The sequence below is a fragment of the Marimonas arenosa genome (assembly GCF_030848945.1).
Classification (GTDB): Bacteria; Pseudomonadota; Alphaproteobacteria; order Rhodobacterales; family Rhodobacteraceae; genus Marimonas; species Marimonas arenosa.
This window is the reverse complement of sequence record NZ_JANHAX010000002.1, coordinates 385,477-408,543: the sequence shown is the minus strand read 5'-3', so window position 1 is coordinate 408,543 and position 23,067 is coordinate 385,477. Positions and strand designations below refer to the sequence as shown.

The 23,067-nt window shown below is 63.1% G+C and carries 22 protein-coding genes and 1 riboswitch; of the genes, 13 read left to right on the top strand and 9 right to left on the bottom strand.

The features are described from left to right. Nucleotides 1–12 precede the first annotated feature (12 nt). From petB to NO357_RS08215, 3 genes are all read left to right on the top strand, one after another. The gene (petB, locus tag NO357_RS08225) at nt 13–1,326 is read left to right on the top strand and encodes a cytochrome b (protein ID WP_306735156.1); all 1,314 of its coding nucleotides are present in this window, start codon (nt 13–15) and stop codon (nt 1,324–1,326) included. 17 nt (nt 1,327–1,343) lie between these two features. Beyond that, nucleotides 1,344–2,132: a cytochrome c1 gene (locus NO357_RS08220; protein WP_306735155.1), complete on the top strand. Its 789-nt coding sequence runs from the start codon at nt 1,344–1,346 to the stop codon at nt 2,130–2,132. Nucleotides 2,133–2,316: 184 nt separating this feature from the next. Next, nucleotides 2,317–4,209, top strand: a complete 1,893-nt coding sequence (locus tag NO357_RS08215; protein WP_306735154.1) for an AAA family ATPase — start codon at nt 2,317–2,319, stop codon at nt 4,207–4,209. Between the two features lie 146 nt (nt 4,210–4,355). Here the strand turns inward: NO357_RS08215 and thiQ are convergent, their stop codons facing one another. Genes thiQ through thiB form a run of 3 tightly spaced genes read right to left on the bottom strand, consistent with a single transcriptional unit; the run spans nt 4,356 to nt 7,559 of the window. Beyond that, nucleotides 4,356–5,051 carry a thiamine ABC transporter ATP-binding protein gene (gene thiQ / locus NO357_RS08210; RefSeq protein ID WP_306735153.1) on the bottom strand — a complete coding sequence of 232 codons (696 nt, stop codon included), beginning with the start codon at nt 5,049–5,051 and terminating at the stop codon, nt 4,356–4,358. Beyond that, entirely contained in the window at nt 5,038–6,573 is a 1,536-nt protein-coding gene (locus tag NO357_RS08205) for a thiamine/thiamine pyrophosphate ABC transporter permease ThiP (protein ID WP_306735152.1), read from the bottom strand. Before NO357_RS08205 ends, thiQ begins: the two co-directional genes overlap by 14 nt. Further along, nucleotides 6,549–7,559: a thiamine ABC transporter substrate binding subunit gene (thiB, locus tag NO357_RS08200; RefSeq protein ID WP_306735151.1), complete on the bottom strand. Its 1,011-nt coding sequence runs from the start codon at nt 7,557–7,559 to the stop codon at nt 6,549–6,551. The genes NO357_RS08205 and thiB overlap by 25 nt, the downstream gene beginning before the upstream one ends. 36 nt (nt 7,560–7,595) lie before the next feature. Then, nucleotides 7,596–7,694, bottom strand: a riboswitch (TPP riboswitch). A 156-nt stretch (nt 7,695–7,850) separates the two neighbouring features. Between thiB and aroC the strand changes: the two genes are divergently transcribed. Together aroC and NO357_RS08190 are read left to right on the top strand one after the other, a co-directional pair. Beyond that, complete coding sequence (aroC, locus tag NO357_RS08195; RefSeq protein WP_306735150.1) at nt 7,851–8,957, top strand: chorismate synthase; 1,107 nt, start codon at nt 7,851–7,853, stop codon at nt 8,955–8,957. Between the two features lies 1 nt (nt 8,958). Further along, on the top strand, nt 8,959–9,900 hold the full coding sequence (locus tag NO357_RS08190; protein WP_306735149.1) for an AEC family transporter: 942 nt from the start codon (nt 8,959–8,961) through the stop codon (nt 9,898–9,900). Here the strand turns inward: NO357_RS08190 and NO357_RS08185 are convergent. Genes NO357_RS08185 through NO357_RS08175 form a run of 3 tightly spaced genes read right to left on the bottom strand, consistent with a single transcriptional unit; the run spans nt 9,897 to nt 11,967 of the window. After that, nucleotides 9,897–10,307 carry a thioredoxin family protein gene (locus NO357_RS08185; protein ID WP_306735148.1) on the bottom strand — a complete coding sequence of 137 codons (411 nt, stop codon included), beginning with the start codon at nt 10,305–10,307 and terminating at the stop codon, nt 9,897–9,899. The genes NO357_RS08190 and NO357_RS08185 overlap by 4 nt on opposite strands. Before the next feature lie 13 nt (nt 10,308–10,320). After that, nucleotides 10,321–11,034, bottom strand: a complete 714-nt coding sequence (locus NO357_RS08180) for a cytochrome c biogenesis CcdA family protein (RefSeq protein ID WP_306735147.1) — start codon at nt 11,032–11,034, stop codon at nt 10,321–10,323. 57 nt (nt 11,035–11,091) lie between these two features. Then, entirely contained in the window at nt 11,092–11,967 is an 876-nt protein-coding gene (locus tag NO357_RS08175; RefSeq protein WP_306735146.1) for a DMT family transporter, read from the bottom strand. A 58-nt stretch (nt 11,968–12,025) separates the two neighbouring features. Between NO357_RS08175 and NO357_RS08170 the strand changes: the two genes are divergently transcribed. Further along, nucleotides 12,026–12,409, top strand: a complete 384-nt coding sequence (locus NO357_RS08170) for a VOC family protein (RefSeq protein WP_306735145.1) — start codon at nt 12,026–12,028, stop codon at nt 12,407–12,409. A 75-nt stretch (nt 12,410–12,484) separates the two neighbouring features. On the opposite strand, the gene NO357_RS08165 is transcribed toward NO357_RS08170, so the two are convergent. After that, a complete protein-coding gene (locus NO357_RS08165) occupies nt 12,485–12,772 on the bottom strand; it encodes an HU family DNA-binding protein (RefSeq protein ID WP_306735144.1) in 288 nt (95 codons plus the stop codon). A 143-nt stretch (nt 12,773–12,915) separates the two neighbouring features. Next, nucleotides 12,916–14,391 carry an AMP nucleosidase gene (locus NO357_RS08160; RefSeq protein WP_306735143.1) on the bottom strand — a complete coding sequence of 492 codons (1,476 nt, stop codon included), beginning with the start codon at nt 14,389–14,391 and terminating at the stop codon, nt 12,916–12,918. Nucleotides 14,392–14,497: 106 nt separating this feature from the next. Here NO357_RS08160 and NO357_RS08155 point away from each other — a divergent pair, with 106 nt between their 5' ends. From NO357_RS08155 to NO357_RS08125, 7 genes are all read left to right on the top strand, one after another. Next, nucleotides 14,498–14,917 carry a VOC family protein gene (locus NO357_RS08155; RefSeq protein ID WP_306735544.1) on the top strand — a complete coding sequence of 140 codons (420 nt, stop codon included), beginning with the start codon at nt 14,498–14,500 and terminating at the stop codon, nt 14,915–14,917. Between the two features lie 135 nt (nt 14,918–15,052). Next, nucleotides 15,053–15,808, top strand: a complete 756-nt coding sequence (locus NO357_RS08150; protein ID WP_306735142.1) for a class II aldolase and adducin N-terminal domain-containing protein — start codon at nt 15,053–15,055, stop codon at nt 15,806–15,808. Between the two features lie 44 nt (nt 15,809–15,852). Then, the gene (locus NO357_RS08145; RefSeq protein ID WP_306735141.1) at nt 15,853–16,203 is read left to right on the top strand and encodes a hypothetical protein; all 351 of its coding nucleotides are present in this window, start codon (nt 15,853–15,855) and stop codon (nt 16,201–16,203) included. A 7-nt stretch (nt 16,204–16,210) separates the two neighbouring features. Beyond that, nucleotides 16,211–17,374 carry an acyl-CoA dehydrogenase family protein gene (locus tag NO357_RS08140; RefSeq protein WP_306735140.1) on the top strand — a complete coding sequence of 388 codons (1,164 nt, stop codon included), beginning with the start codon at nt 16,211–16,213 and terminating at the stop codon, nt 17,372–17,374. Nucleotides 17,375–17,644: 270 nt separating this feature from the next. Further along, nucleotides 17,645–19,666, top strand: a complete 2,022-nt coding sequence (locus NO357_RS08135) for an acetate--CoA ligase family protein (protein WP_306735139.1) — start codon at nt 17,645–17,647, stop codon at nt 19,664–19,666. Next, nucleotides 19,663–20,445: a carnitinyl-CoA dehydratase gene (locus NO357_RS08130; protein ID WP_306735138.1), complete on the top strand. Its 783-nt coding sequence runs from the start codon at nt 19,663–19,665 to the stop codon at nt 20,443–20,445. Before NO357_RS08135 ends, NO357_RS08130 begins: the two co-directional genes overlap by 4 nt. A 337-nt stretch (nt 20,446–20,782) precedes the next feature. Further along, nucleotides 20,783–22,663, top strand: a complete 1,881-nt coding sequence (locus NO357_RS08125; RefSeq protein ID WP_306735137.1) for a polysaccharide biosynthesis protein — start codon at nt 20,783–20,785, stop codon at nt 22,661–22,663. On the opposite strand, the gene NO357_RS08120 is transcribed toward NO357_RS08125, so the two are convergent. Continuing rightward, a complete protein-coding gene (locus NO357_RS08120) occupies nt 22,656–23,066 on the bottom strand; it encodes a VOC family protein (protein WP_306735136.1) in 411 nt (136 codons plus the stop codon). The two genes, NO357_RS08125 and NO357_RS08120, sit on opposite strands and share 8 nt — an antisense overlap. Nucleotide 23,067: the final 1 nt, after the last annotated feature.

The window sequence follows — 23,067 nt, the reverse complement described above, 5'->3', positions numbered from 1 at the left end:
GAGACGCGCGAAATGTCCGGAATTCCTCACGATCACTACGAGCCCAAGACAAAGGGCGAGAAATGGCTGCACAAGCGCCTGCCGATTGTCGGTCTGGTCTATGATACCATCATGATCCCCACCCCCAAGAACCTGAACTGGTGGTGGATCTGGGGCATCGTGCTGGCCTACTGCCTGGTGCACATGATCGTCACCGGTATCATCCTGGTGATGCACTACACACCGCACGTGGATTACGCCTTCGCCTCGGTCGAGCACATCATGCGCGACGTGCGCGGCGGGCACATGATCCGCTACCTGCACATGAACGGCGGCTCGCTGTTCTTCCTCGCCGTCTACATCCACATGTTCCGCGGTCTTTACTACGGCTCCTACAAGGCCCCGCGCGAAATCACCTGGATCGTCGGCATGCTGATCTTCCTATTGATGATGGGCACCGGCTTCATGGGCTACGTGCTGCCGTGGGGGCAGATGTCGTTCTGGGGCGCCACCGTGATCACCGGCCTGTTCGGCGCCATCCCGTTCATCGGTGAGCCGATCCAGACCTGGCTGCTGGGCGGACCGGCCGTGGACAACGCCACGCTGAACCGCTTCTTCTCGCTGCACTACCTGCTGCCGTTCATCATCGCGGCGTTGGTGGTGGTGCATATCTGGGCGTTCCACACCACCGGCAACAACAACCCCACCGGGGTTGAGGTCCGCCGCGGGTCCAAGGAAGAGGTCGAGAAGGACACCCTGCCGTTCTGGCCGTATTTCGTAATCAAGGACCTGTTCGCACTGGCCGTGATCCTGGCGGTGTTCTTCGCCGTCGTCGGCTTCATGCCGAACTACCTCGGCCACCCCGACAACTACATCGAAGCCAACCCGCTGGTGACGCCCGCACACATCGTGCCGGAATGGTACTTCCTGCCGTTCTACGCCATCCTGCGCGCGTTTACCGCCGATGTCTGGGTGGTGCAGTGGGCCGGCGCCCTGACCGGCGGCATCATCGACGCCAAGTTCTTCGGCGTGCTGGCGATGTTCGGTGCGATCATCGCCATGGCGCTGGTGCCCTGGCTCGACACCAGCCGGGTGCGCTCGGGCCGCTTCCGCCCGATGTTCAAGTGGTGGTTCTACCTGCTGATCATCGACTTCGTGGTTCTGATGTGGCTGGGCGCCATGCCCGCGGAAGAGCCCTATGCCACCTACTCGTTGATCGGGTCGGCCTACTGGTTCGCCTATTTCTTCGTGATCTTGCCGATCCTCGGTGTGGTCGAAAAGCCGACCCCGCAGCCGGCCACCATCGAAGAAGACTTCGCGGCCCACTACGGCAAGCCGGCCGAATAAGAAAGGACAAGGGAACAATGATGAAGAAACTGAGCATCGCCGCAGTTGCCGCCCTGACCCTTTCGGCAGGCGCTGCAACGGCAGCCGGCGGGGGCGAACAGCACATCGAAGATGTCGCCTTCTCCTTCGAAGGTCCGTTCGGCACATTCGACCAAGCCCAGCTTCAGCGCGGTCTGCAGGTTTATACCGAGGTCTGTGCCGGCTGCCACGGTCTGCAATACGTGCCGTTGCGCACGCTCGGCGACGAAGGCGGCCCGCACTTCTCCGATGCCGAGGTCCGCGCCTATGCCGCGCAGAACTTCTCGGTCTATGATGAGGAGTTGGAAGAGGATCGTCCGGCCAAGCCGACCGATTTCTTCCCGGCCATCACGGCCGCCGGCGCTCCTGACCTCAGCCTGATGGCCAAGGGGCGTGCAGGGTTCCATGGTCCCAGCGGCACCGGCATCAACCAGCTCTTCAAGGGCATGGGCGGCCCGGAATACATCGTCTCGATCCTGACCGGCTACACCGGCAAGGAGAAAGAAGAGGCCGGCACGATCTTCTATGAAAACACCGCCTTCCCCGGCGGCTGGATCGCCATGGCGCCGCCGCTTTCGGACGAGTTGGTCGAGTATGCCGACGGGCACTCGAACTCGGCGCACCACATGGCCGAGGACGTGTCCGCCTTCCTGATGTGGGCGGCCGAGCCCAAAATGATGGCACGCAAGCAGGCCGGTTTCGTCGGTGTGCTGATGCTGGTCATCCTCTCGACGCTGCTCTACCTGACCAACAAGCGCCTCTGGGCACCGCACAAGGGCAAACACTAACGGTCGACGCCCTGAAGGCGAAAAAACTCGGAACCCCCGCCCCTCCGGCGGGGGTTTTCTTTTGCCCAGTTCCGGCGCAAGCCGGTCAAACTTTGGCCCCTATCGCAAGGTACGTTCAGTCTCGAGGCACAAGCTCCGCTACGGATCACTCCGCTTCCCGGCGGGCAGTCAGACTGGGCCAGAGATGAACAAACCGCTGCCGCACCACGCGCTCCCCCGCGAGCACGTCTCCGAACACCGCGCCGCTCCGGCGTGGTATGAGGAGTTCGGCTCGAGCCTCACGGTGCGGTCGCAATTCGTCCTTTCGGGCAACACCCGCGACCTCTACGTTTCGCCGACCGATCCGCAACAGGGCTTTCTAAGCTTCGAACAAACGCTCTGGCGGCTGGTCCACGGCCGTGACATCCACGCTCTCCTGCTGCACGACCCGGTCGACGGGCTGCGCCTGCATTCCGAATGCGACCCGCGACTCAAGCGCGTGCTGCAATCCCACGAGATCATCCTGGGCAACGTCGCCGAGACCCCGCAACAGATCACCGAGCTCTGGCGCAAGGTCGCCGAGATGCGCCTCATCCCGACGGCGCTGGTGATCGACTACAGCTCGCATCTGGCCCGCAACGACGCCCCCGGCCTTACCGATCTCTTCCTGACAGCCCACAAACAGTCCCGCATCCCCGTCCCACCTCGCCCCAAGGCGGCCGCCCGCGCGCCGCTGCGCAACCCCACGATCTGGGTTGCCGACCGGGCTGCGGACCTGCCCGACTGGTTTGTCGTCGGCAATGACGACCTTCGAGAAATCGTCGCCGAACTGCCGACGCTGGAAGACCGCTTCGCCTTCGCTCGCACCCTGCTGCCGCACTTCCCGCCGCACCCGGCGCGACGCGCGGGCGAGATCGACAACCTGCTCGAAACCTTCGCGCTGCAATGCGACCGCCATACCCTGGTGGCGATGCGCGCCATTGCCGACATGGCCCACGCCGAAGGGCTTGGCCTCGACCGGATCACCGACGTCATCGCCATGTATCGCACCGGCGCGCGGCGCAACCCGTGGAAATCGCCGGTGCTGAAATCGCGGATGCGCAACGCCCGCGACATCCTCACCGCCCGGGTCAAGGGCCAGGACAGTGCCATCGACAAGACACTCGACATCCTGATGCGCTCGGTCACCGGCCTTTCCGGCGCCCAGACCGGCCATCGCCAAACACGGCCGCGCGGCGTGCTGCTCTTTGCCGGTCCCACCGGAGTAGGCAAGACTGAACTGGCCAAATCCGTCACCGAACTGTTGTTCGGGGACGAAACTGCCTGCCACCGCTTCGACATGTCGGAATTCATGGAAGAGGCAAGCGTCACCCGCCTGATCGGCGCACCTCCTGGCCACCCCGGCCACGACCGCGGCGGCGAATTGATCAACGCTATCCACAAGCGGCCATTCTCGGTATTCCTGTTCGACGAAATCGAAAAGGCCCACCCTCGAATCCTCGACACCTTCCTGCAGATCCTCGACGAAGGCCGCATCACCGATTCCCGCGGCGCCACCGCCTATTTCTCCGAGGCACTGATCATTTTCACCTCGAACATCGGCATGTTCGGCAGCCGGCGCGAAAACAACATGGGCATGAACGTCATGCCATCGGACCCGCACAATGTCGTCGAGCAGAAGATCAACAAGGCGGTGCAGGATCATTTCCGTTTCGAGCTCAAGCGCCCCGAACTGATGAACCGCATCGGCCACAATGTCGTGGTGTTCGATTTCATCGACCGTGCCGCTCAGGGCGTGATCTTCTCCACCATTCTCAAGCGCGTGTTCTCGGTTGTCACCATCGAGCAGGAAATCGACCTCCGCATCACCGACGAGGCCCGAGCCGAGCTCGAACATCTCTGTACCCAGGATGTGTTCGACGGCGGCCGCGGTATCGGCAACCGGATCGAGACGCACCTCATCAACCCGATGTCGCGGGCGCTGTTTTTCTGCGAACCGGGCGACACGCTCGAAATCGCCCTCGACCGCGGCGCCACGGGGCGGTCCCGGTTGGCCTTCCACCCCGCCCCGGCCAGCAGCGGCCCGTCGCGCCGGTAACTGCGGCCACCGTGCGCCCGGTTAACCCTGGCCCTTTCCCAAACCTTATCCCACCGTGCGCCAGACAGGGTGCCAGCCAGCTTGCCAGCCGGGCTGCCATACCGGCGGTTCCCACCGCACGCTGCGATTAATCCCCGCCCACCCGGTTATCGGCCCAGGTAATCCTTCAACGCCTCGGGCGGGTTCGCCATCAGTTCCGCCACCGGCACCGGCGCGGACGCCTGACCCTCCGCCACCAGCACAGCCAGAGCCGCAAACCGTCCCGCATCCTCGGGATCGTGGCTCACCATCAGCACCGTCGCGTGGGTTTCCGCAGCCAGTTCACCCACCAGATCGAGCATCTCGGCCTTCAACGCAGGTCCTAACGCCGAGAACGGTTCGTCAAGTAATATCAGCGGCTTGCGCTGCACCAGAACCCGCGCCAGCGCCGCCCGGCTCTGCTGCCCGCCGCTCAGCTGCCCTGGTTTGCGCGCCTCGAACCCGTCCAGGCCCACGCGCCGCAGCGCCTCGGTCACCTGGTCCTTCTGCGTGGCGCTCAACCGCAGCCCCGGGTCGATTCCAAGCCCGACATTCTGCGCGACCGTGAGATGCGGAAACAAATTGTTGTCCTGAAACAACATGGAAATCGGCCGTTCTCCCGGCGTCTTTCCGGTGATGTCCTCCCCGCACCACAGAAGCCGCCCCGCGCTCAGCTCTAGGAACCCGGCAATGGCGTTCAGCAGCGTCGACTTTCCCGCCCCAGAGGCCCCGATCACCGCCACGCGCGCGCCTGCGTCGACGGAAAATTCCGCTTTCAATTTAAAGTCGTCCTGCCGGATCAGCAGCCCGTCAAGCGTCAACATCGACCCGCCCTCCCCGGTCGAAAACCCAGAACAGCATCAGGCTCAATCCTAGCAGGATCAGCGCCGCTCCCGCCGCCGCCTCCATCCGGTAGGCGCCCATCAGCCGGTACATCTGCAATGGCAGCGTCGCCCAGTCCGGACTGGCGAACAAGGCCACTACCCCCAGATCGCCCATCGACAGCGCCGCCGTTAAACCGGCGGCAAAGCTCAACGGCCGGCGCAGCCTCGGCAGTAACAGCAAGCGCAGCCTCGCCCAGCCGTGCAGCCCCAGCGCATCCGCCAGCCGTCCGAAATCGTCCTCCACCCTGGCCAGTTCAGGCGCCAGAACCCGGACCGCGAAGGGCAGCGCCATCAGAGCGTTGACCAGGGCCGTCACTGGCAGTGCCAGGGCTATCGGGCTGGCCCAGGGATTGATCAGCAGGAACAGACCCGTGCCTACCACCATCGGCGACACCGCCAGGCCGAGATAGCCCCAGATTTCTCCCCGTCGCGCGAGCCCCAGCGCCAGGATCAGGGTGACCGAAGTCGACACCAGCGCGATCACAACCGAAACTCCCGCCGCCTCCCATACCGAGCCTGGCACCCGCGCCAATCCGCTGACGCCGTTGAAGAAAACTATTGCCAGCGGCACCAGAAGGAAAACCGCCGCCAGCCCGACCGCCAGCCCATCGAACAAGCGCAGCCCGGCGCGCTCCGCCTCCCAGCGCCGGACCACCCGGTCGAGCCCGGCCCCGAAGCCCGGCGGCACGGCCAGCCACAGTGCCAACGCCGCCGCACCGCCCGCCAGCACCAGCTGCACCAACGCCAGCGCCGCCGCCCGGCTCAGGTCGAAATCGAATCGAAAGGCTTGGTAGATCGCCAGTTCAATGGTCGTGGCCCGCGGACCACCGCCCAGAATCAGCGCCACCGCGAAACTGCTAAGGCAAAGCGCGAAAATCACCATGACCGCGCCCGGCAACACGGCCCGCAACATTGGCCATTCCAGCACCCGGAACACCTGCCGCGGGCGCATGCCCAGACTGGCGGCTAGCCGGAACCGCTCAGCCGGAATACCCTGCCATCCCTGCAGGATCACCCGCGTCGCCAGCGGCAGGTTCAAGAAGACATGCGCCAGGACCACGCCCTGCAGGCCATAGATGCTGACCGGGGCCACTCCGATCCAGCCCAGAGCCCCGTTCAACAAACCATTGCGCCCGAACACCGCCAGCAACCCCAGCACGGCCACGATCACCGGCAGAATGAAGGGCGCGCCCAGGAGCGTAATCAGAAGGCCCCGCCCCGGGAACCGCCGCCGCGCCAACGCCCGGGCAACAGGAATGGCGAGCGCGACAGAGGTGAACGCCGACACCGTGGCCTGCAGCAGGGTGAACCGTACGGCCGCCCAATCCGCCGTTAACGCCTGCCCGCTAAGGTCAGCCTGCCAGATCACCGCGCCCAACGGCACAAGCACGACCGCGGCGACGAAGCCTGCCGCGGTCCAGCCCAGCCAGGCGCGCCTTATTTCGATAGCGCCGCGCGCCATTCCGCCAGCGCTTCGTCGCGCAGCTCCGCCACGTCTTCGGGCGGCAACAGTACCGCCTGGTCCGGCGCAACCGGTGCGGTAAAGCCATCCGGTAGCCCAGCCGCGGGCGTGATCGCCGGATACATCCAGTTTGTCGTCGGAATGAGGCTCTGGAACGCCTCCGACAACATGAATCCGAGGAACTGGTCGGCCAGTTCGGGCTGATCCGACGCGGCCAGTTTTCCCGCCACCTCGATCTGCATGTAATGCTGCGGAAACACCGCCGCCGCCTTGCTATCATCCTCTTCGGCGATCAAGTGATAGGCTGGCGAAGTGGTATAGCTCAGCACCATGTCGGCCTCGCCCTCCAGAAACAGGCCATAGGCTTCGGACCAGCCAGGCGTGACGGTAACGATGTTGTCGGACAGCCCCTCCCAGATCGTATCGGCCTTGTCGCCGTAAAGCGCCTTGACCCATAGCATCAACCCGAGCCCAGGGGTCGAAGAGCGCGGATCCTGGATGACGATGCTGACATCCGACTCGACCAGTTCCTCGAAGGATTTCGGCGGGTTGGGCAGTTTTACCCTGTCATGAACGAAAGCGAAATAACCCCAGTCATAGGGCAGAAACAGCGGATCGCCCCATGCCCCCGGCTCGCCGACGGGGTTGGGCACATCCACTACCGGTGACCGCCCATGCGAAGCGAACAGCCCGGTTTCCGCCGCAGTCGCCGTCAGGCTGGTATCCAGCCCCAGAACCACGTCGGCCTCTGTCCGCGCGCCCTCAAGCTTCAGCCGCGCCAACAGCGCCGCCCCGTCACCAGCAGCCACAAATTTCAGATCACAGCCGCAGTCCTGTTCAAAGACCTTCTCCACTGCAGGTCCCGGCCCCCAGTCGGACACGAAACTGTCATATGTATAGACGGTCAGAACGGGCGTATCCGCCGCGGCCACCGTGGCTGCAGCCATGGCCGTCATCAGTCCCGCAGCAACTAAAAGATGTCTCATCCATCTCTCCTCATCTTGCGACGGGCGGAGCAAGCTTGGGGAGACCCAGACCTTCCCTCCGCCGGTCTTAACCGGTTCAGGTTCGACGGGTTCGCGCAATCGCATCTCAGCCCAAAGGCACCCCGAGGTCCCCTACACCTATGCCGCGCCGCCGGCCTTGGCAAGTCGCGCGTCCTCTTCATCTTGCCGAAAACATCCCGGGAGCGCAGGGCAGTGCTCCCGCTCCTGTCCTCTCCGCTCTTCACACCGGCTGGCTCTGACGCTATGCCCTTGCCGAAAGGAGCCTGCCCCATGAGCCTCAACACCTTCGGACATCTCTTCCGCGTCACCACCTGGGGCGAAAGCCACGGACCCGCGCTGGGCGCCACCGTCGATGGCTGCCCACCCGGCATCCCACTCGACGAAACCATGCTGCAGCACTGGCTCGACCGCCGCCGCCCGGGTCAGACCAAGCACACCACCCAGCGCCAGGAACCCGACCGGGTCCGCGTCCTTTCGGGTGTGTTCGAGGGCGTCACCACCGGAACGCCGATCCAGCTGATGATCGAAAATACCGACCAGCGCTCCAAGGATTACGGCGAGATCGCGCAAACCTTCCGCCCAGGCCATGCCGACATCACCTATCACCTGAAATACGGGCGCCGCGACTATCGCGGCGGCGGGCGCAGTTCGGCCCGCGAAACCGCCGCCCGGGTGGCCGCCGGCGGCGTCGCGCGCGAGGCGATCAAGGCACTGGTGCCGGGCTGCGAGATCAAGGGCTACATGGTGCAGATGGGCGAAGTCTTGATCGACCGCGAGGCGTTCGACTGGGACGCCATTGACGCCAATCCGTTCTGGATTCCGCAGGGTCCTGACACCGTGGCGAAATGGGACGCCTATCTCTCGGCCATCCGCAAAGCGCAGAACTCGGTCGGCGCGGCGGTCGAGGTGGTCGCCCGCGGCGTCCCTGCCGGCCTCGGCGCGCCGGTCTATGGCAAGCTCGACACCGACCTCGCCGCAGCAATGATGTCGATCAATGCCGTCAAGGGCGTCGAGATCGGCGAGGGCATGGCGGCGGCGGCCCTGAAGGGCACCGAGAATGCCGACGAGATATTCATGGGCAACGACGGCCAGCCGGTTTTCAGCTCCAACCACGCCGGCGGGATACTCGGCGGCATTTCCACCGGGCAGGACGTGGTCGTCCGCTTTGCTGTGAAACCCACCTCGTCGATCCTCACTCCGCGCCAGTCGATCCGGCTTGATGGTACCGCCACCGAGGTGATCACCAAGGGTCGCCATGACCCCTGCGTCGGTATCCGCGCCGTACCCGTGGGCGAGGCGATGATGGCCTGCGTGATCCTCGACCACATCCTGCTGGACCGCGGCCAGACCGGCGGCACAAGGGGCAAGATCGGCTGAGATGCTCGCCATCCTGTCGATCACCTTTCCGATCTATGCCGCCATCGCGTTGGGGTATGTCATGGTTCGGCAAGGCGTGTTCCAACCGCAGCACATGCCTGTTTTCGGTGGCTATGTCCTCAATGTCGCGCTGCCCGCGCTGCTCTTCAACGCGGTGGCCACGCGGGATGTATCAGACCTTTTCAACCTGACCTACATGGCCGTGTTTCTTGCCGGATCTCTGGCAACCATCACCGTCGCCTTTGTCATTCTGAGCGCGGTTGGCACTTCGCCCACCCGCCGCGCTGTGGCGATCATGGGAACAAGCTGCGCCAACACCGGCTTCGTCGGCTACCCTTTGCTGCTCCTCGCGCTGCCATCGGTCGCGGGGCAGGTTCTGGCGCTCAACATGCTGGTCGAGAACTTTGTTGTTATTCCCGTCTGCCTGGCCATCATGGAGGCTTCCAAGGCCGAAGAGGCCCATATCCTGCGCAAATTGCGTAACATCCTGCTGGGCGTGCTGCGACGACCAATGGTGCTGGCGCTTACGGCGGGGCTCGTTTTCTCGCTCTCGGGACTGGTGCTGCCCGAACCGGCGGGACGGTTCCTCGATATGCTGGCCGCATCCTCGGCAGCCCTTGCACTCTTCGTGATCGGAGGGTCGCTGGTCGGAGTACCATCCCGCGGCAATAGCGGTATCGCCATGCTGACGGTGTTGGGCAAGCTCGCCCTGCATCCGGCCATGATCGCGCTTACGCTTCTTGCCGTACCGATGATCGGACTCGCGCCCCTTCCACCCGACCTGACCGCGGCGGCGGTGATTTCCGCCGCGGTGCCGATGTTCACGATTTACGCTCTATTCGCGCAGGAACTCGGCCATGAAGGCATGGCCTCGATCGCACAGGTCCTGGCGACGACGCTGGCTTTCTTCACCCTCAGCGCGCTGCTTTTCGTTCTGCTTTAAGCCACAGCCGCGGCCAACGCGGCATCCATCAGCGCCTTGATCTCGGCCTCGCCGGTGCCGGCCACGATCCGGCCCAACTCGTCTTGGCCCTTCAACACCACCAGGGTCGACCGGCGTGGGATGTTCAGTGATTGCGCCAGGTCCGAGCGGCCGTATTCATCCCAGTCGACATTGATGAAGGTGATGTGTTTCTCATAGTCACTATTCACCGATTTGAGCCTGTTCAGAACCCGCTCCTGCGCCTTGCAGGTACCGCACCAGCTGGCCTTGAAATCGAGGAAAACCGTTTCCCCCTGAGCCAGCCTTTGCTTGGCAAGCCCGGGCACATAGTCCAGCGGTTTGGCCAACAACGCCGAGGGCATAATGGTCAGTGCCGCACCGGTGGCAAGAAAGTCGCGTCGTTTCATTGTCTTTCTCCTCTCACAGGGAAACCGAAAAATCCGTCAGCCAATAGGGCAGCACCCCAAGCGCCCAGGCTTCGATCATGTGGTGCAGCCGGAACAGGATCATCACGCCCACCGCCAAGAACACCATGCCCAGCACCGGACGGGCATGTTCCGCAACCACCTGTATCAGCGCCTTGCGCCGCAACAGCGCAGAGCGCGCGCCATAGCCGAGACCGAGGATCACGCTGGATACCCCAAGCGCGAAGCTGACCATGATGGCGAAGGCCCAGGCCAGGCTCTGGCCCTGACTGGCCATCGAAATCGCCCCGCCCAGGGTCGGGCCCACGCAGGGGCTCCACACCGCGCCGAGAAGCACGCCGCCCAGGAGTTGCCCGCTCAGCGAGTGCCGGTCGAGTCCGTCCATCTGCGCATCCGCCCCCGCCGAAACGCCAGCTGTCGCCGTGGCGAAAATCGCGCCGAAGCGCGGCACCATCAGGACGAGGCCAAAGCCAATCATCAGAACCGCACCGGCTTGCGCGATCATCTGTTCATCGAGCCCCAGCGCCCGGCCGAATGCAGCGACGGCAAAGCCGAGTGCGACGAAGGACAAGCTCATCCCGGCAGCCAGCGCCGCCGGACCCCAACGGCTGACCTGCAGCGCCGACGCCAGCACGATGGGCAGCACCGGCAGTACGCAGGGGTTGATCAGGGTCAGCAGTCCTGCCGCATATCCGAACAGCAATTCCATGCTCCGCAGTTAAGCAGACCGTTGGACCCGGTCACATAAACTTCGGCCCACGGGGCATCACGCCTGCGTGGGCTTTTGTTTCGAAAGCTGCACTGCCAGAATGCCTGCCGCCACGATGACCACGCCGATCACATCCAATGTGCCCATTTTCTCGCCCAGCAGCACGGCGGCCACAGCCACCCCGAAAAACGGGTTGAGAAAGTGGAAGGTCGCCGCTTTCACCGCGCCGATGTTGTTGACCAGCGTGAACCATACCCATGTCGCCAGAAGTCCGGGCACGAATGTGGTGTAAAGGAAGGCGACAATCAGCTGCCACGACCAGGTGATTTCGATGGTTTCGGTGAAGCCCGCCACCACCGCCAGACAGGCGGACCCCACAAACATCTGCAGCCCGACGATCATCATCACGTTTCCGCCCGAAGACGCACCGCTTACCGAAAGCGTGGCGATGGCAAGCGCAAACGCCCCGATGATACAGAGCGCGATCCCCGTCCAGTCAAGCCCGCCTTCCAGCCGCCCGCCCATGATCAGCGCGACACCCACGAACCCGAGGATCAGCCCGATCAGCGCCATCGGTTTCAGCCGGTCGCCCAGCACCATCCAGCCCAGCATCGCCACGATCAGCGGCATGGTCGAGGCGATGATCGAGGCCAGTCCCGCCTCGACCCATTGCATAGCGACGAAGTTCAGCCCGAGGTAAAGCGCGTTCTGGCAGATCCCGAAAATGATCGTCGCCCGCCACTGCGCCCGAGTCAGCTTGAAACTCTGCCCGAGCCACAGCGCGATGCCCACGCCGATCAGGCCCGAGATGAAAAACCGCAGCGACAGTGACGCCATCGGCGGGGCATAGGCCACGATCACCCGCGCCGAAGTGAAGGCCGACGACCACATGAAGGCAAAGGCCAGCCCCATCAGGATTGCGCGGATGTTCATCGGCTTGCCTCTTGCCCGCGGGCGTGCTTCGGTTCCGGCGCAGTTAACAGGCGGGCGGATGGAACGGCAAGGCGCGATGGCGGCAATCGAAGGGCAGATCACCTGGGTCTATTGCGACGACCTCGACACCACATCTGCGTTCTATGCCGACGCGCTGGGGCTGACCCTGTGGCGCGATGCCGGCATGGCGCGGATCTTTCGCACCGCACCAGGTGCCTTCATCGGCGTCTGCCGCGCCTTCGAGGACCGCGTGGTCAATCCGGCGGGCGGCATGATTACCTTGCTGACCGATGATGTCGACGGCTGGTATGACCGGTTGAAATCGCGGGGCGTTCCCCTGCGCGGTGCGCCGCAGGAGATGGCCGAATTCGGTATCTACAGTTTCTTCTGCGAAGACCCCAACGGCTATGTCATCGAGGTTCAGGCCTTTCTCGACACCTAGACCCGTCACCAAGGGCCCGAAACGGAAAAGGGCCGCCCCGCAGGCGACCCTTTCCGAAACTTCCTGATCGGCCGATCAGCCGTTCACGCTGTCCTTCAGCGCCTTGGCGATGGTCATCTTGACCACCTTGTCGGCCTCTTTCTTGATCTGTTCGCCGGTGGCCGGGTTGCGGACCATGCGCTCGGGGCGCTCACGGCAGTAGATCTTGCCGACGCCCGGCAGGGTCACCGCGCCGCCGCCCGACACTTCGCGGGTGATGATGCTGACGACGGCGTCCAGCGCGCCGGCCGCAGATTTCTTGTCGCTGCCCATTTCTTCGGCCAGTGCGGCGACGAGCTGGGTTTTGGTCATCGGTTTTGCCATTTCTTGGTCTCCTTCACTTGCCCGAACACTTGGGCCTCATTGCCGCCATATAACGGGATATAGGCGATCAACACAACGAATAGTGGGTCAATGCAAGCGAAAAACATGCATTTTGCGGCCGTTTTCGCCCTGTAAATGCCGGATTAGAGGAATGCCGTCTCGTTGAAGCTGCGCAATTTGCGGCTGTGAAGGCGCTCTAGAGGCATTTCGCGCAAGGATTCCATGGCCCGAATCCCGATCATCAGGTGCCGTTCGACCTGGGCCTTGTAGAAGTCCGAGGCCATGCCCGGCAGCTTCAGTTCGCCGTGAAGCGGCTTGTCGGACACGCAAAGAAGCGTGCCGTACGGCACCCGGAAGCGAAAGCCGTTGGCAGCGATCGTAGCGCTTTCCATGTCAAGCGCGATGGCCCGGCTCTGGCTCAATCTCTGCACCGGACCCTCCTGGTCGCGCAGTTCCCAGTTGCGGTTATCGAGGCTGGCAACGGTACCGGTCCGCATCACCCGTTTGAGGTCATAGCCTTCGAGCCGCGTTTCCCCGGCCACGGCCTGCTCCAACGCGATCTGGATCTCGGCCAGCGCCGGCACCGGCACCCAGACCGGCAAGTCGTCATCAAGCACCCTGTCCTCGCGCAGGTAGGCATGCGCAAGGACGAAATCGCCCAGCGACTGCGAATTCCTCAACCCGGCACAATGGCCCAGCATGATCCAGGCATGCGGGCGCAGCACCGCAATATGGTCGGTCGCGGTCTTCGCGTTCGAGGGACCAACCCCGATATTGACCAGCGTGATCCCTTGCCCATCAGCCCGCTTCAGGTGATAGGTCGGCATCTGAGGCAGCTTCGGCGGCAGATGCAACGGCGCATCCGGCTCGGTGATCTCGGCATTACCAGTCGCCACGAAGCTGGAATATCCGCTTGCCGGATCAGCCAGCACGTTGCGGGCATAAGCCTCGAACTCGCTGACATAGAACTGATAGTTGGTAAACAGTACGTGGTTCTGGAAATGCTCGGGCTCAGTCGCGGTGTAATGCGCGATCCGCGCCAGCGAGTAATCCACCCGCTGCGCCGTGAAGGGCGCCAGCGGCATCTCGCCTCCCGGTCCCGGCTGCGATGTGCCGTTAACGATGTCATCATTGGTGGTCGACAGGTCGGGCACGTCGAACAGATCGCGCAAGGTGAACTCCGCCGCGCCCTGGTGCGGAACCTCCAGAGCAGGGTGGTTCGCCACCGCGAAATGCACAGGCATGGGCGTGTCTGACAATCCGATCTCGACCGGCGCCCCGTGATTGTCCTGAAGCAGTGCGATCTGCTGCTCCAGATAGTTTGCAAACAGCCGCGGCCGGGTGATCGTCGCCACATGGATGCCGGGGTCAGAGACATGGCCGAAGCTCAGCCGGCTGTCGATCTTGGCAAAGCTCGTCGTCTCGATCCGAACCATCGGATAGAAGGCCCGCACGCGCTTGGCCGGCAGGTCCCCGGCCATCGCGAGGGAAAACTGGTCGGTCAGAAATGACACCGATCGGTCATAAAGAGCGATCAAATGCGCGACCGCCGCCCGTGGATCATCGAAGGGCTTCGGCGCGACCGGGACGGGAGAAAGAAAAATGCCATTGTCCTGCATGCCCGAGTCTCCCGCCACGGTGGGTCACGTTTAGTTTCAGCCACGTTGACACGCGACAAAGGGGCTTTCAAGCTGATGCGGAACGCAGAAGGTTTTGTCAGTCATGATGGATTACGAAACGGTCGAAGCCGAAGTTTTCGGGGCCGCGCTCCGGGGGATCGGACTCAACTTGGTTTGCCGCGATGTGCGCGCCACGGCCGCTTTCCTTCGGAGAGTATTCGACATGGCCGTTCACCGCCTATCGGACGATTTCGCCATCGTCAGCTATGGCCACGATGTGTTCCAGCTCCATTCCGATGGCACTTACGCCGCAAACCCTATTCTGAACCTGCTGCCGGAAAACCCGCCCCGCGGCGCAGGGGTGGAAATTCGTCTTTTTGACACCGACCCCGACGAGGCCGCCGCCCGCGCCGAACTGGCAGGCGACACGGTTTTGCAGAACCCGACCGACAAACCACACGGCCTGCGCGAAGCCTATATCCTCGACCCCGATGGTTATGCCTGGGTTCCTTCGCGCGCTTTGTAAGGATCCCCCGTCCGTGACTGGATCCGAACCGGGGAGACAAGACACGAGAAAGCAGTTGCAGCACCGGGTCGCAAACGGACAAGACAGCCGCTTTCCGACTATGGTGCCTTTACACCAGCCGAAAAGGAGCCCGCCATGTCCATCACCCAACTTCGCCCCAACATGGACCACTGGCAGGAGCGCGTCGATCTGGCCGCCGCTTTCCGCTGGACCGCGCGGCTCGACATGCATGAAGGCGTGGCCAACCATTTCAGCCTGGCGGTCAACGAGGACGGCACCAAGTTCCTGATGAACCCCAACCAGATGCATTTCGCCCGCATTCGCGCCTCGGAGCTGCTCGAGATCGACGCCAACGATCCTGCTAAGCTCAAGGGTCCGGACGCTCCCGATCCCACCGCCTGGGGCCTGCACGGCGCAATTCACCGCCATTGTCCCCATGCCCGCTGTGCCATGCACGTGCATTCAATCCACGCCACCGTGCTGGCCAGCCTGGAGGATTCAAACCTGCCGCCCATCGACCAGAACTGCGCTACCTTCTTCAACCGCTACGTCATCGACGAAAACTATGGCGGACTCGCGTTCGAGGAAGAGGGCGAACGCTGTGCCTCACTGCTCCAGGACCCGAAGAAGAAGGTAATGATCATGGGCAATCACGGCGTCATGGTGATCGGCGCCACCGTGGCCGAGACCTTCAACCGCCTGTACTATTTCGAGCGCGCCGCCGAAACCTACATCCGCGCCCTGCAAACCGGTCGGCCACTTCGCGTTCTTTCCGACGACATCGCCGAGAAAACCGCACGCGAACTGGAAACCTATCCCGAACAGGACGAAAGGCACCTCAGAGAACTCAAGGCGATCCTTGACGAAGAGGGCTCGACCTACGCCACCTGAGCCTGCCTGGCCGGGCTCGGAACCGGCAAAAGAAGAGGCCCGCCATGCCCACCGTCACCACCTTCGCGGAAGACGACGAAACCCAGCGCCGGGACTATCGCCCGCAGCACCCTTTGGCCTTGAACACGTTGCAGCTGCGTTTTCATGCCGTCTTTCAGCCACCCAACCCAGTCGTATCGTGTTCTGGTCTCGAACAGCTGATCGCCAAAGGCAAAAAGATGGAACCTGTCGGCGATTTCTTTCACCAGCTCTATCATCGCTACTTCGCATGTCGCCGCGGAAGGTCTTGGTTTCCGTTCGACAAATGGATCGCCACTTTCAACGAGCCCCGCGACGGATCATCGGCGGCGACCGACCGCCCCTGCGTCCACAAAAAACAGATCTACACGAGATAGGCTTGCTATGCACTTCGCGCTCACCGAAGAACAACAGATGATCGCGGACACCACCCGCGCCTTCGTCGAGAACGAGCTTTACCCGCACGAGGCAGAAATCGAGCGTAGCGGACATCTACCGATGGAGCTGATCCGCGAGCTTCAGGCCAAGGCGATGGCGGCCGGGCTTTATGCCGCCAACATGCCGGAAGCGGTGGGTGGCGCGGGGCTCGATTCGCTCTCCTGGCTGCTCTACGAAAAGGAGCTCGGCCGGGCAAACTATGCGTTGCACTGGACCTGCGTGGCGCGGCCGTCGAACATTCTTCTGGCCGGTACTGACGAGCAAAAGGAAAAATATCTCTTCCCCTGCATCCGAGGTGAAACCTGGGATTGCCTTGCGATGACCGAACCCGGCGCCGGCTCGGACCTGCGCGGCATGAAAGCCACAGCGCGTTTCGATGGCGGCGATTTCGTCCTCAACGGCACCAAGCATTTCATCTCCCACGCCGATATCGCCGACTTTGCGATCGTCTTCATGGCCACCGGCGAGGAAGAGACTCCGCGCGGCCCGAAGAAACTCATCACCGCCTTCTTCGTCGACAAGGGCACACCCGGCTTTACCGTGCGCGATGGCTATCGCAACGTCTCCCACCGCGGTTACACCAATTCGGTGCTGGATTTCGATGATTGCCGCCTGCCGAAATCCGCCGTTCTGGGCGAGGTTCACAAGGGTTTCCAGGTCGCCAACGACTGGCTCGGGGCCACCCGCCTCCAGGTCGCTGCGACCTGCCTCGGCCGCGCCGATCGTGCCCTTTCCCACGCCATCGCCTACGCTGCCGAGCGACGTCAGTTCGGCCAGCAAATCGGCAAGTTCCAGGGGGTCAGCTTCAAGCTTGCCGACATGGCGATGGAACTGAAGGCGGCGAACCTGCTGACCTGGGACGCGGCCTGGAAATTCGACCAGGGCACGGTGACCGAGGCCGACATGTCGATGGCCAAACTGAAGGCGACCGAAGTGCTGGCGATGATCGCCGACGAGGCCATCCAGATCCACGGCGGCATGGGGTTGATGGACGAGCTTCCGCTGGAACGTATCTGGCGTGATGCCCGTGTCGAACGCATCTGGGAGGGCACCTCGGAAATCCAGCGCCACATCATCAGCCGCGAATTGTTGCGAGCGGTGGGGGGCTGAATTGGCCAAGGGCGGCACTTGTCTTGCCGGCGGGTGCGAGGGGCCAGCCCCTCGCGCTCCCCGGGATACTTTCGGAAAGAGGAAGAGGGGAACCCGGTTAGAGCTCCCCTCCGGAAAAGGCGCTGCCTCTTCCCCTTTCACGGTCATCGGCGTCCCCGCCTGTACCGTGGCGACTTTGTCGCCCGAAAAGGTTGATCAACCGTTACTTCCTCTTTCTTCAAATATCCCCGCCGGAGGCATCCAACCCCGCCACCTGCACGAGGTTCATGCATGACGCGCGACCTCTCCCGCCTGTTCCGCCCCCGCTCGATTGCCGTGATCGGAGGCGGGGACTGGTGTCGCCAAGTCATCGTCCAGTCCGAGCGGATGGGCTATGAGGGTGTGGTGTGGCCGGTGCATCCGCGTGGCGGGGCATTGGGGTCGCACCAGGCCTATACCCGCCTCGAAGACCTGCCCGATGCTCCCGACGCCGCCTTCATCGGCATCAACCGCGACGCCACGGTCGAGGCGGTCGGCGTGCTGTCGCGGATGGGCGCGGGCGGTGCAGTCTGCTTTGCTTCGGGTTTCTCCGAGGCGCAGGCCGAAGATACCAAGGGCAACGCGCTGCAGCAGCGGCTGCTCGCGTCGGCGGACGAAATGCCGATCCTGGGCCCCAACTGCTACGGCTTCATCAATGCGCTTGACGGCGCACTGCTCTGGCCCGACCAGCACGGGTGTCAGCGGGTGGACAGAGGTGTCGCCATCCTCACCCAAAGCTCCAATATCGCCATCAACCTGACGATGCAGCGCCGGGCGCTGCCGATCGCCTATACCGTGACCTGCGGCAACATGGCCCAGACCACCCAGGCCGAAATCGCCGCCGGGCTGCTGGATGATCCGCGCGTCACCGCCATCGGGCTGCATGTCGAAGGCTTCGCTGACCTGCGCGCCTGGGAAGCGCTGGCCGGGAAGGCGCATGCGAAAGGCGTGCCGCTCATTGCTCTAAAGGTCGGCCGCTCGGCCCAGGCACAGGCGGCGACGGTCTCGCATACCGCCTCGCTGGCGGGCGGTGATGTCGGCGCGCAGGCGCTCTTGGATCGGCTCGCGATCCCCCGGGTCGATGACCTGCCGGGCTTCCTTGAAACGCTTAAACTCTTGCATGTCACCGGCGCGCTGGATTCTCCAGCGCTGGCCTCGATTTCCTGCTCGGGGGGCGAGGCCAGCCTGGCCGCAGATACCGGCCATTCCCGCGCCGTTTCTTTTCCGCGACTCAACCCGCGCCAACACGCCGAGTTGCGCGACGCTCTCGGCCCCAGGGTGGCGCTGGCCAATCCACTAGACTATCACACCTATATCTGGCGCGACACCAGAGCGATGGCCCGCGTCTTTTCCGCCGTGGCCGACCCCGGCATTGGCTTGACGCTGCTGATCGTCGACTATCCCCATACCGACGCCACCGACTGGCACTGCGCCACAGAGGCCGCACTCGCCACCCGCGCGGTCACTGGCCGTCCGGTGGCTGTCGTCTCCACCCTGGCCGAGCTGATGCCTGAAGACGTGGCCCGCCGCCTGATGGCGGGCGGCGTCGTGCCGCTGCAAGGCCTAACCGAGGCGATCGTCGCGGCCGAAGCAGCAGCGGTGATCCGCGCCCCCGATCCCGAACCGCTCCTGCTGCCCGGCGCCCCGCGCGAGACCGTCACCCTGACCGAGGCCGCGGCCAAACAGTCTCTTGCCGCCCATGGTCTCGCCACCCCGCGCGCCGTCATCGCAGAAAGCCGCGAAGCCGTCACGCTGGAGGCGGCTAAACTCACCCCGCCGCTGGCTCTGAAAGGTCTGGGAATCGCCCATAAATCCGAGGCAGGGGCGGTCAAACTCAACCTTACCGTGATAGATACCGGCAAAGAGGCCGCCACCATGCCCGCCGAACGTTTCCTGATCGAGGAAATGGTCCTCGGCGGCGTCGCGGAGATTTTGATCGGCATCACACGCGATCCGGCACATGGGTTCGTGCTCACCTTCGCCGCCGGGGGTGTGCTGACCGAACTTCTCGCCGACAGTGCATCGCTCCTGGTGCCAGCCAGCCGGGCCAGCATGGCCGGCGCACTTGCGCGCTTGAAATGCCACGCGCTCCTCACCGGCTTCCGCGGCAAACCACCCGCGAACATCGACGCGATCCTCGACGCGGCCGAGGCGGTACAATCGTATGCCCTTGCCAACGCCGTCACTCTGGAAGAGGTTGAAGTCAACCCGCTGATCTGCACGCCCGAAACCGCCGTCGCTGCCGACGCGCTGATCCGAAAGACCGTCTCATGACTGACCCTATCAAGACCCGCCGCGACGGTGCCATCCTCGAGGTCAAGCTCGACCGGCCCAAAGCCAATGCCATTGACCTCGCCACCAGTCGCGCGATGGGCGAGGTCTTCGCCGACTTTCGCGACGACCCCGAACTGCGCGTTGCCATCATCACTGGCGCAGGCGAGAAGTTCTTCTGTCCCGGCTGGGATCTCAAGGGCGCAGCCGAGGGCGACGCGGTCGACGGCGACTACGGCGTCGGTGGCTTCGGTGGTCTGCAGGAGTTGCGCGACCTGAACAAGCCAGTGGTCGCCGCCGTCAATGGAATCTGCTGCGGCGGCGGGCTGGAATGGGCGCTTTCGGCAGACATCATACTGGCCGCCAACCATGCCACGTTTGCACTGCCGGAGATCCGCTCGGGTACAGTGGCCGACGCCGCCAGCGTCAAGCTGCCCAAGCGCATCCCCTATCACATCGCCATGGAGCTACTGTTGACAGGCCGCTGGTTCGATGCAGAAGAAGCACGCCGCTGGGGCATCGTCAATCATGTCCACCCCGCGGATCAGCTAATGGACAAGGCTTGGGACATGGCCCGCCTGCTCGCCTCGGGGCCACCGCTCGTTTATGCCGCGATCAAGGAAATCGTGCGCGACGCCGAAGACTCGAATTTCCACGACACGATGAACCGGATCACCAAGCGTCAATTGGCCACGGTCGACTCGCTCTATGCGTCCGAAGACCAGCACGAAGGGGCCCGCGCCTTCGCCGAAAAACGTGATCCCGTTTGGAAAGGCCGATAGGTAGAGTAACAGCAGCCACGATTCACCTTCAGGTTCAAGATTTCCGACCTGGACACACTCGGTTTCCGGTTTGAATCTACATTACCTTGCGCGGGAAACCGCCCATGGTGCAGGTTGCATCTATTGCCGGCCACTTATTTCGCTACAAAATATTGACTGTTGGCGGTATTTCGCAATTGCAGCATAGTGCAACTTGCTTAAAACGCGGGCACGGACGTAAAGTCAGCGCAAGAAATAGGAACCAGTCGCCTTTCGAAATCAGCAGTATCTCGTTCGAACTATGTCATCACCGAGACAGAAAACTGCCTGAAATGCGTCTGAGAAATACGGGGGACACATGGTTTTTTACGAGATGGCCACATCTCTGACCCGCGCCCAGAAGCGTTTGATCTTCCTGGTGATCGACGGGTTGATGGTCCCAGTTGCCTTGTTCCTTTCGATGCTGCTCAACGCGTCAGTCTCCCTCACCTGGGACGTCGCGGTCTCGATGGCTCCACTGGCGGCTATCCTGATCGGCATCGCCCTGCTGACATCACACCTTTTGGGCCTCACCCGGATCAAGCTCAACGCCTTTGAGTTCCAGGGCATTATCCGGACGACGATCTTTTCCGGAATTCTCGGCTTCTCTGGCCTGTTGTTGAACTATGCTTTAGGCAGCCCGGTCACCAGCCAGACGTTCTTCATCTTCACCATGACGCTTCTGATCATGAGCGTCGCCACGCGGATGTTCCTGCGCCAGACACTGATCCACATCTATCGCAGCGGCTCGGACCGGATGCGGGTGATTGTTTATGGTGCAGGCCAGACCGGACAACAGCTCGCCGCGGCGCTCAGAACTGACGATGCCGTGCAACCGATCTGTTTCGTCGACGACAACCCGACGCTACAATCACTGGTGGTCGCGGGCCTGCCCGTCTATGCGCCGTCGCAGATCAAGGAGTTGATCGAGAAGGAAGCAATCGACCGCATCGTGCTGGCCATGCCATCGGCCTCGCAGACCGTACAAGCCCGCATCGCCCACAAGCTGCGTCAACTCGGGGCCGAAGTACATTCGCTGCCGTCCTTTGCAACGCTGGTCGGAGAAGGCGAACTCAGCCAGCGGATGACACCCGTATCGCTCAGCGATCTCCTGGGCCGCTCGCGGCTCGAGCGTGAATTGCCCACCGTGTCCGACACCTATTCCGGCCGCCGCATCCTTATCAGCGGAGCCGGCGGGTCGATCGGGTCGGAACTCTGCCGTCAGCTGATCTCCTGCAAACCCGAGATGCTGATCCTGTTCGATCATTCCGAACTTGCGCTCTATACCATCCAGAAGGAAATGCGCGAGCTGGCCAGCAACATCCGTATCGTGCCGGTGCTGGGCTCGGTCTGCGACCGCACGTTGGTCGATCAGGTCCTGGTCGAAAACAAGGTCGACGTGGTGCTGCATGCTGCAGCCTATAAACATTTGCCTTTGGTCGAAACCAACGAAATCGCCGGGCTCGAGAACAACGTTTATGGCACCAAGACCATCGCCGATGCCGCCCGCGCTGCCGGGGTAGAACGCTTCATCCTGGTCTCCTCCGACAAGGCCGTGCGCCCGACCAACGTGATGGGGGCCTCGAAACGGCTGGCAGAGCTGGTCATCCAGGATCTGTCGACGCGGTCCGACAGCACGCTTTTCTCGATGGTCCGCTTCGGCAACGTGCTCGGCTCGTCCGGCTCTGTCATTCCGCTCTTTGAAGAACAGATCGCCCGGGGCGGGCCTGTCACGCTGACCCATGGCGAAGTGACACGCTATTTCATGACCATCTCCGAAGCGGCGAGATTGGTGCTTCTGGCCGGCTCCTTTGCCCGGGGTGGTGATCTCTTCGTGCTTGACATGGGCGACCCGGTACCGATCCGCAAGCTGGCCCGCCAGATGATCGAAGGCGCCGGCCTGACCGTGATGGACGAAGACAACCCCAGCGGGGATATCGAAATCGTCGAGATCGGCCTGCGTCCCGGCGAGAAGCTGCACGAGGAACTGCTGATCTCGCCCGACATGCTGACCACACCGCACCAGAAGATCATGCGGGCCCAGGAAGGCTTCCTGTCCGAGATTGAGATGGCCAATGCGCTCAAGGACCTGCGCACCGCCATCAACACCCGCGATCCTCAGGCCGCCCGGACGGTGATCTCCCGTTGGGTCGAACGGGACGAAAGAAGCCGTCCGCAGGACGAAGTTCAGATCAGCTGACCCGGTTGGAGATCTCGATCAGGTTGCCATCCGGATCGCGCAGATAAACCGACAGGATCGGCCCCTCGGCACCAGTGCGGCGCACCGGACCATCCTCGACCGCAATACCTTGCCGATCAAGCCAGGACACCCAGTCCGCCACGGATCGACCGCTCAGAAAGCACAGGTCTGCCGTGCCCGGACCGGGCGACTTTGCCTTCGGCTCGAACTCGGCTCCTGCCTGATGCAGGTTGATCTTCTGGCGCCCGAACTTCAGCGCCCAGCGCTGCGAACCGTCGGAAGGATGAAACGCCACGGCCTGCATACCCAGAATTCGGGTATAGAATCCAACCGCCGCGTCGAGATCGGCCACCGTCAGCACGAGATGATCGAGGCCGGAAACTGTAAAATCATCATCCGTCATT

Bases quoted from the DNA above. Each gene is read 5' to 3' on its own strand.
- petB (WP_306735156.1), top strand. From the start codon at position 13: ATGTCCGGAATTCCTCACGATCACTACGAGCCCAAGACAAAGGGCGAG.
- NO357_RS08220 (WP_306735155.1), top strand. From the start codon at position 1,344: ATGATGAAGAAACTGAGCATCGCCGCAGTTGCCGCCCTGACCCTTTCG.
- NO357_RS08215 (WP_306735154.1), top strand. From the start codon at position 2,317: ATGAACAAACCGCTGCCGCACCACGCGCTCCCCCGCGAGCACGTCTCC.
- thiQ (WP_306735153.1), bottom strand. From the start codon at position 5,051: ATGTTGACGCTTGACGGGCTGCTGATCCGGCAGGACGACTTTAAATTG.
- NO357_RS08205 (WP_306735152.1), bottom strand. From the start codon at position 6,573: ATGGCGCGCGGCGCTATCGAAATAAGGCGCGCCTGGCTGGGCTGGACC.
- thiB (WP_306735151.1), bottom strand. From the start codon at position 7,559: ATGAGACATCTTTTAGTTGCTGCGGGACTGATGACGGCCATGGCTGCA.
- aroC (WP_306735150.1), top strand. From the start codon at position 7,851: ATGAGCCTCAACACCTTCGGACATCTCTTCCGCGTCACCACCTGGGGC.
- NO357_RS08190 (WP_306735149.1), top strand. From the start codon at position 8,959: ATGCTCGCCATCCTGTCGATCACCTTTCCGATCTATGCCGCCATCGCG.
- NO357_RS08185 (WP_306735148.1), bottom strand. From the start codon at position 10,307: ATGAAACGACGCGACTTTCTTGCCACCGGTGCGGCACTGACCATTATG.
- NO357_RS08180 (WP_306735147.1), bottom strand. From the start codon at position 11,034: ATGGAATTGCTGTTCGGATATGCGGCAGGACTGCTGACCCTGATCAAC.
- NO357_RS08175 (WP_306735146.1), bottom strand. From the start codon at position 11,967: ATGAACATCCGCGCAATCCTGATGGGGCTGGCCTTTGCCTTCATGTGG.
- NO357_RS08170 (WP_306735145.1), top strand. From the start codon at position 12,026: ATGGAACGGCAAGGCGCGATGGCGGCAATCGAAGGGCAGATCACCTGG.
- NO357_RS08165 (WP_306735144.1), bottom strand. From the start codon at position 12,772: ATGGCAAAACCGATGACCAAAACCCAGCTCGTCGCCGCACTGGCCGAA.
- NO357_RS08160 (WP_306735143.1), bottom strand. From the start codon at position 14,391: ATGCAGGACAATGGCATTTTTCTTTCTCCCGTCCCGGTCGCGCCGAAG.
- NO357_RS08155 (WP_306735544.1), top strand. From the start codon at position 14,498: ATGGATTACGAAACGGTCGAAGCCGAAGTTTTCGGGGCCGCGCTCCGG.
- NO357_RS08150 (WP_306735142.1), top strand. From the start codon at position 15,053: ATGTCCATCACCCAACTTCGCCCCAACATGGACCACTGGCAGGAGCGC.
- NO357_RS08145 (WP_306735141.1), top strand. From the start codon at position 15,853: ATGCCCACCGTCACCACCTTCGCGGAAGACGACGAAACCCAGCGCCGG.
- NO357_RS08140 (WP_306735140.1), top strand. From the start codon at position 16,211: ATGCACTTCGCGCTCACCGAAGAACAACAGATGATCGCGGACACCACC.
- NO357_RS08135 (WP_306735139.1), top strand. From the start codon at position 17,645: ATGACGCGCGACCTCTCCCGCCTGTTCCGCCCCCGCTCGATTGCCGTG.
- NO357_RS08130 (WP_306735138.1), top strand. From the start codon at position 19,663: ATGACTGACCCTATCAAGACCCGCCGCGACGGTGCCATCCTCGAGGTC.
- NO357_RS08125 (WP_306735137.1), top strand. From the start codon at position 20,783: ATGGTTTTTTACGAGATGGCCACATCTCTGACCCGCGCCCAGAAGCGT.
- NO357_RS08120 (WP_306735136.1), bottom strand. From the start codon at position 23,066: ATGACGGATGATGATTTTACAGTTTCCGGCCTCGATCATCTCGTGCTG.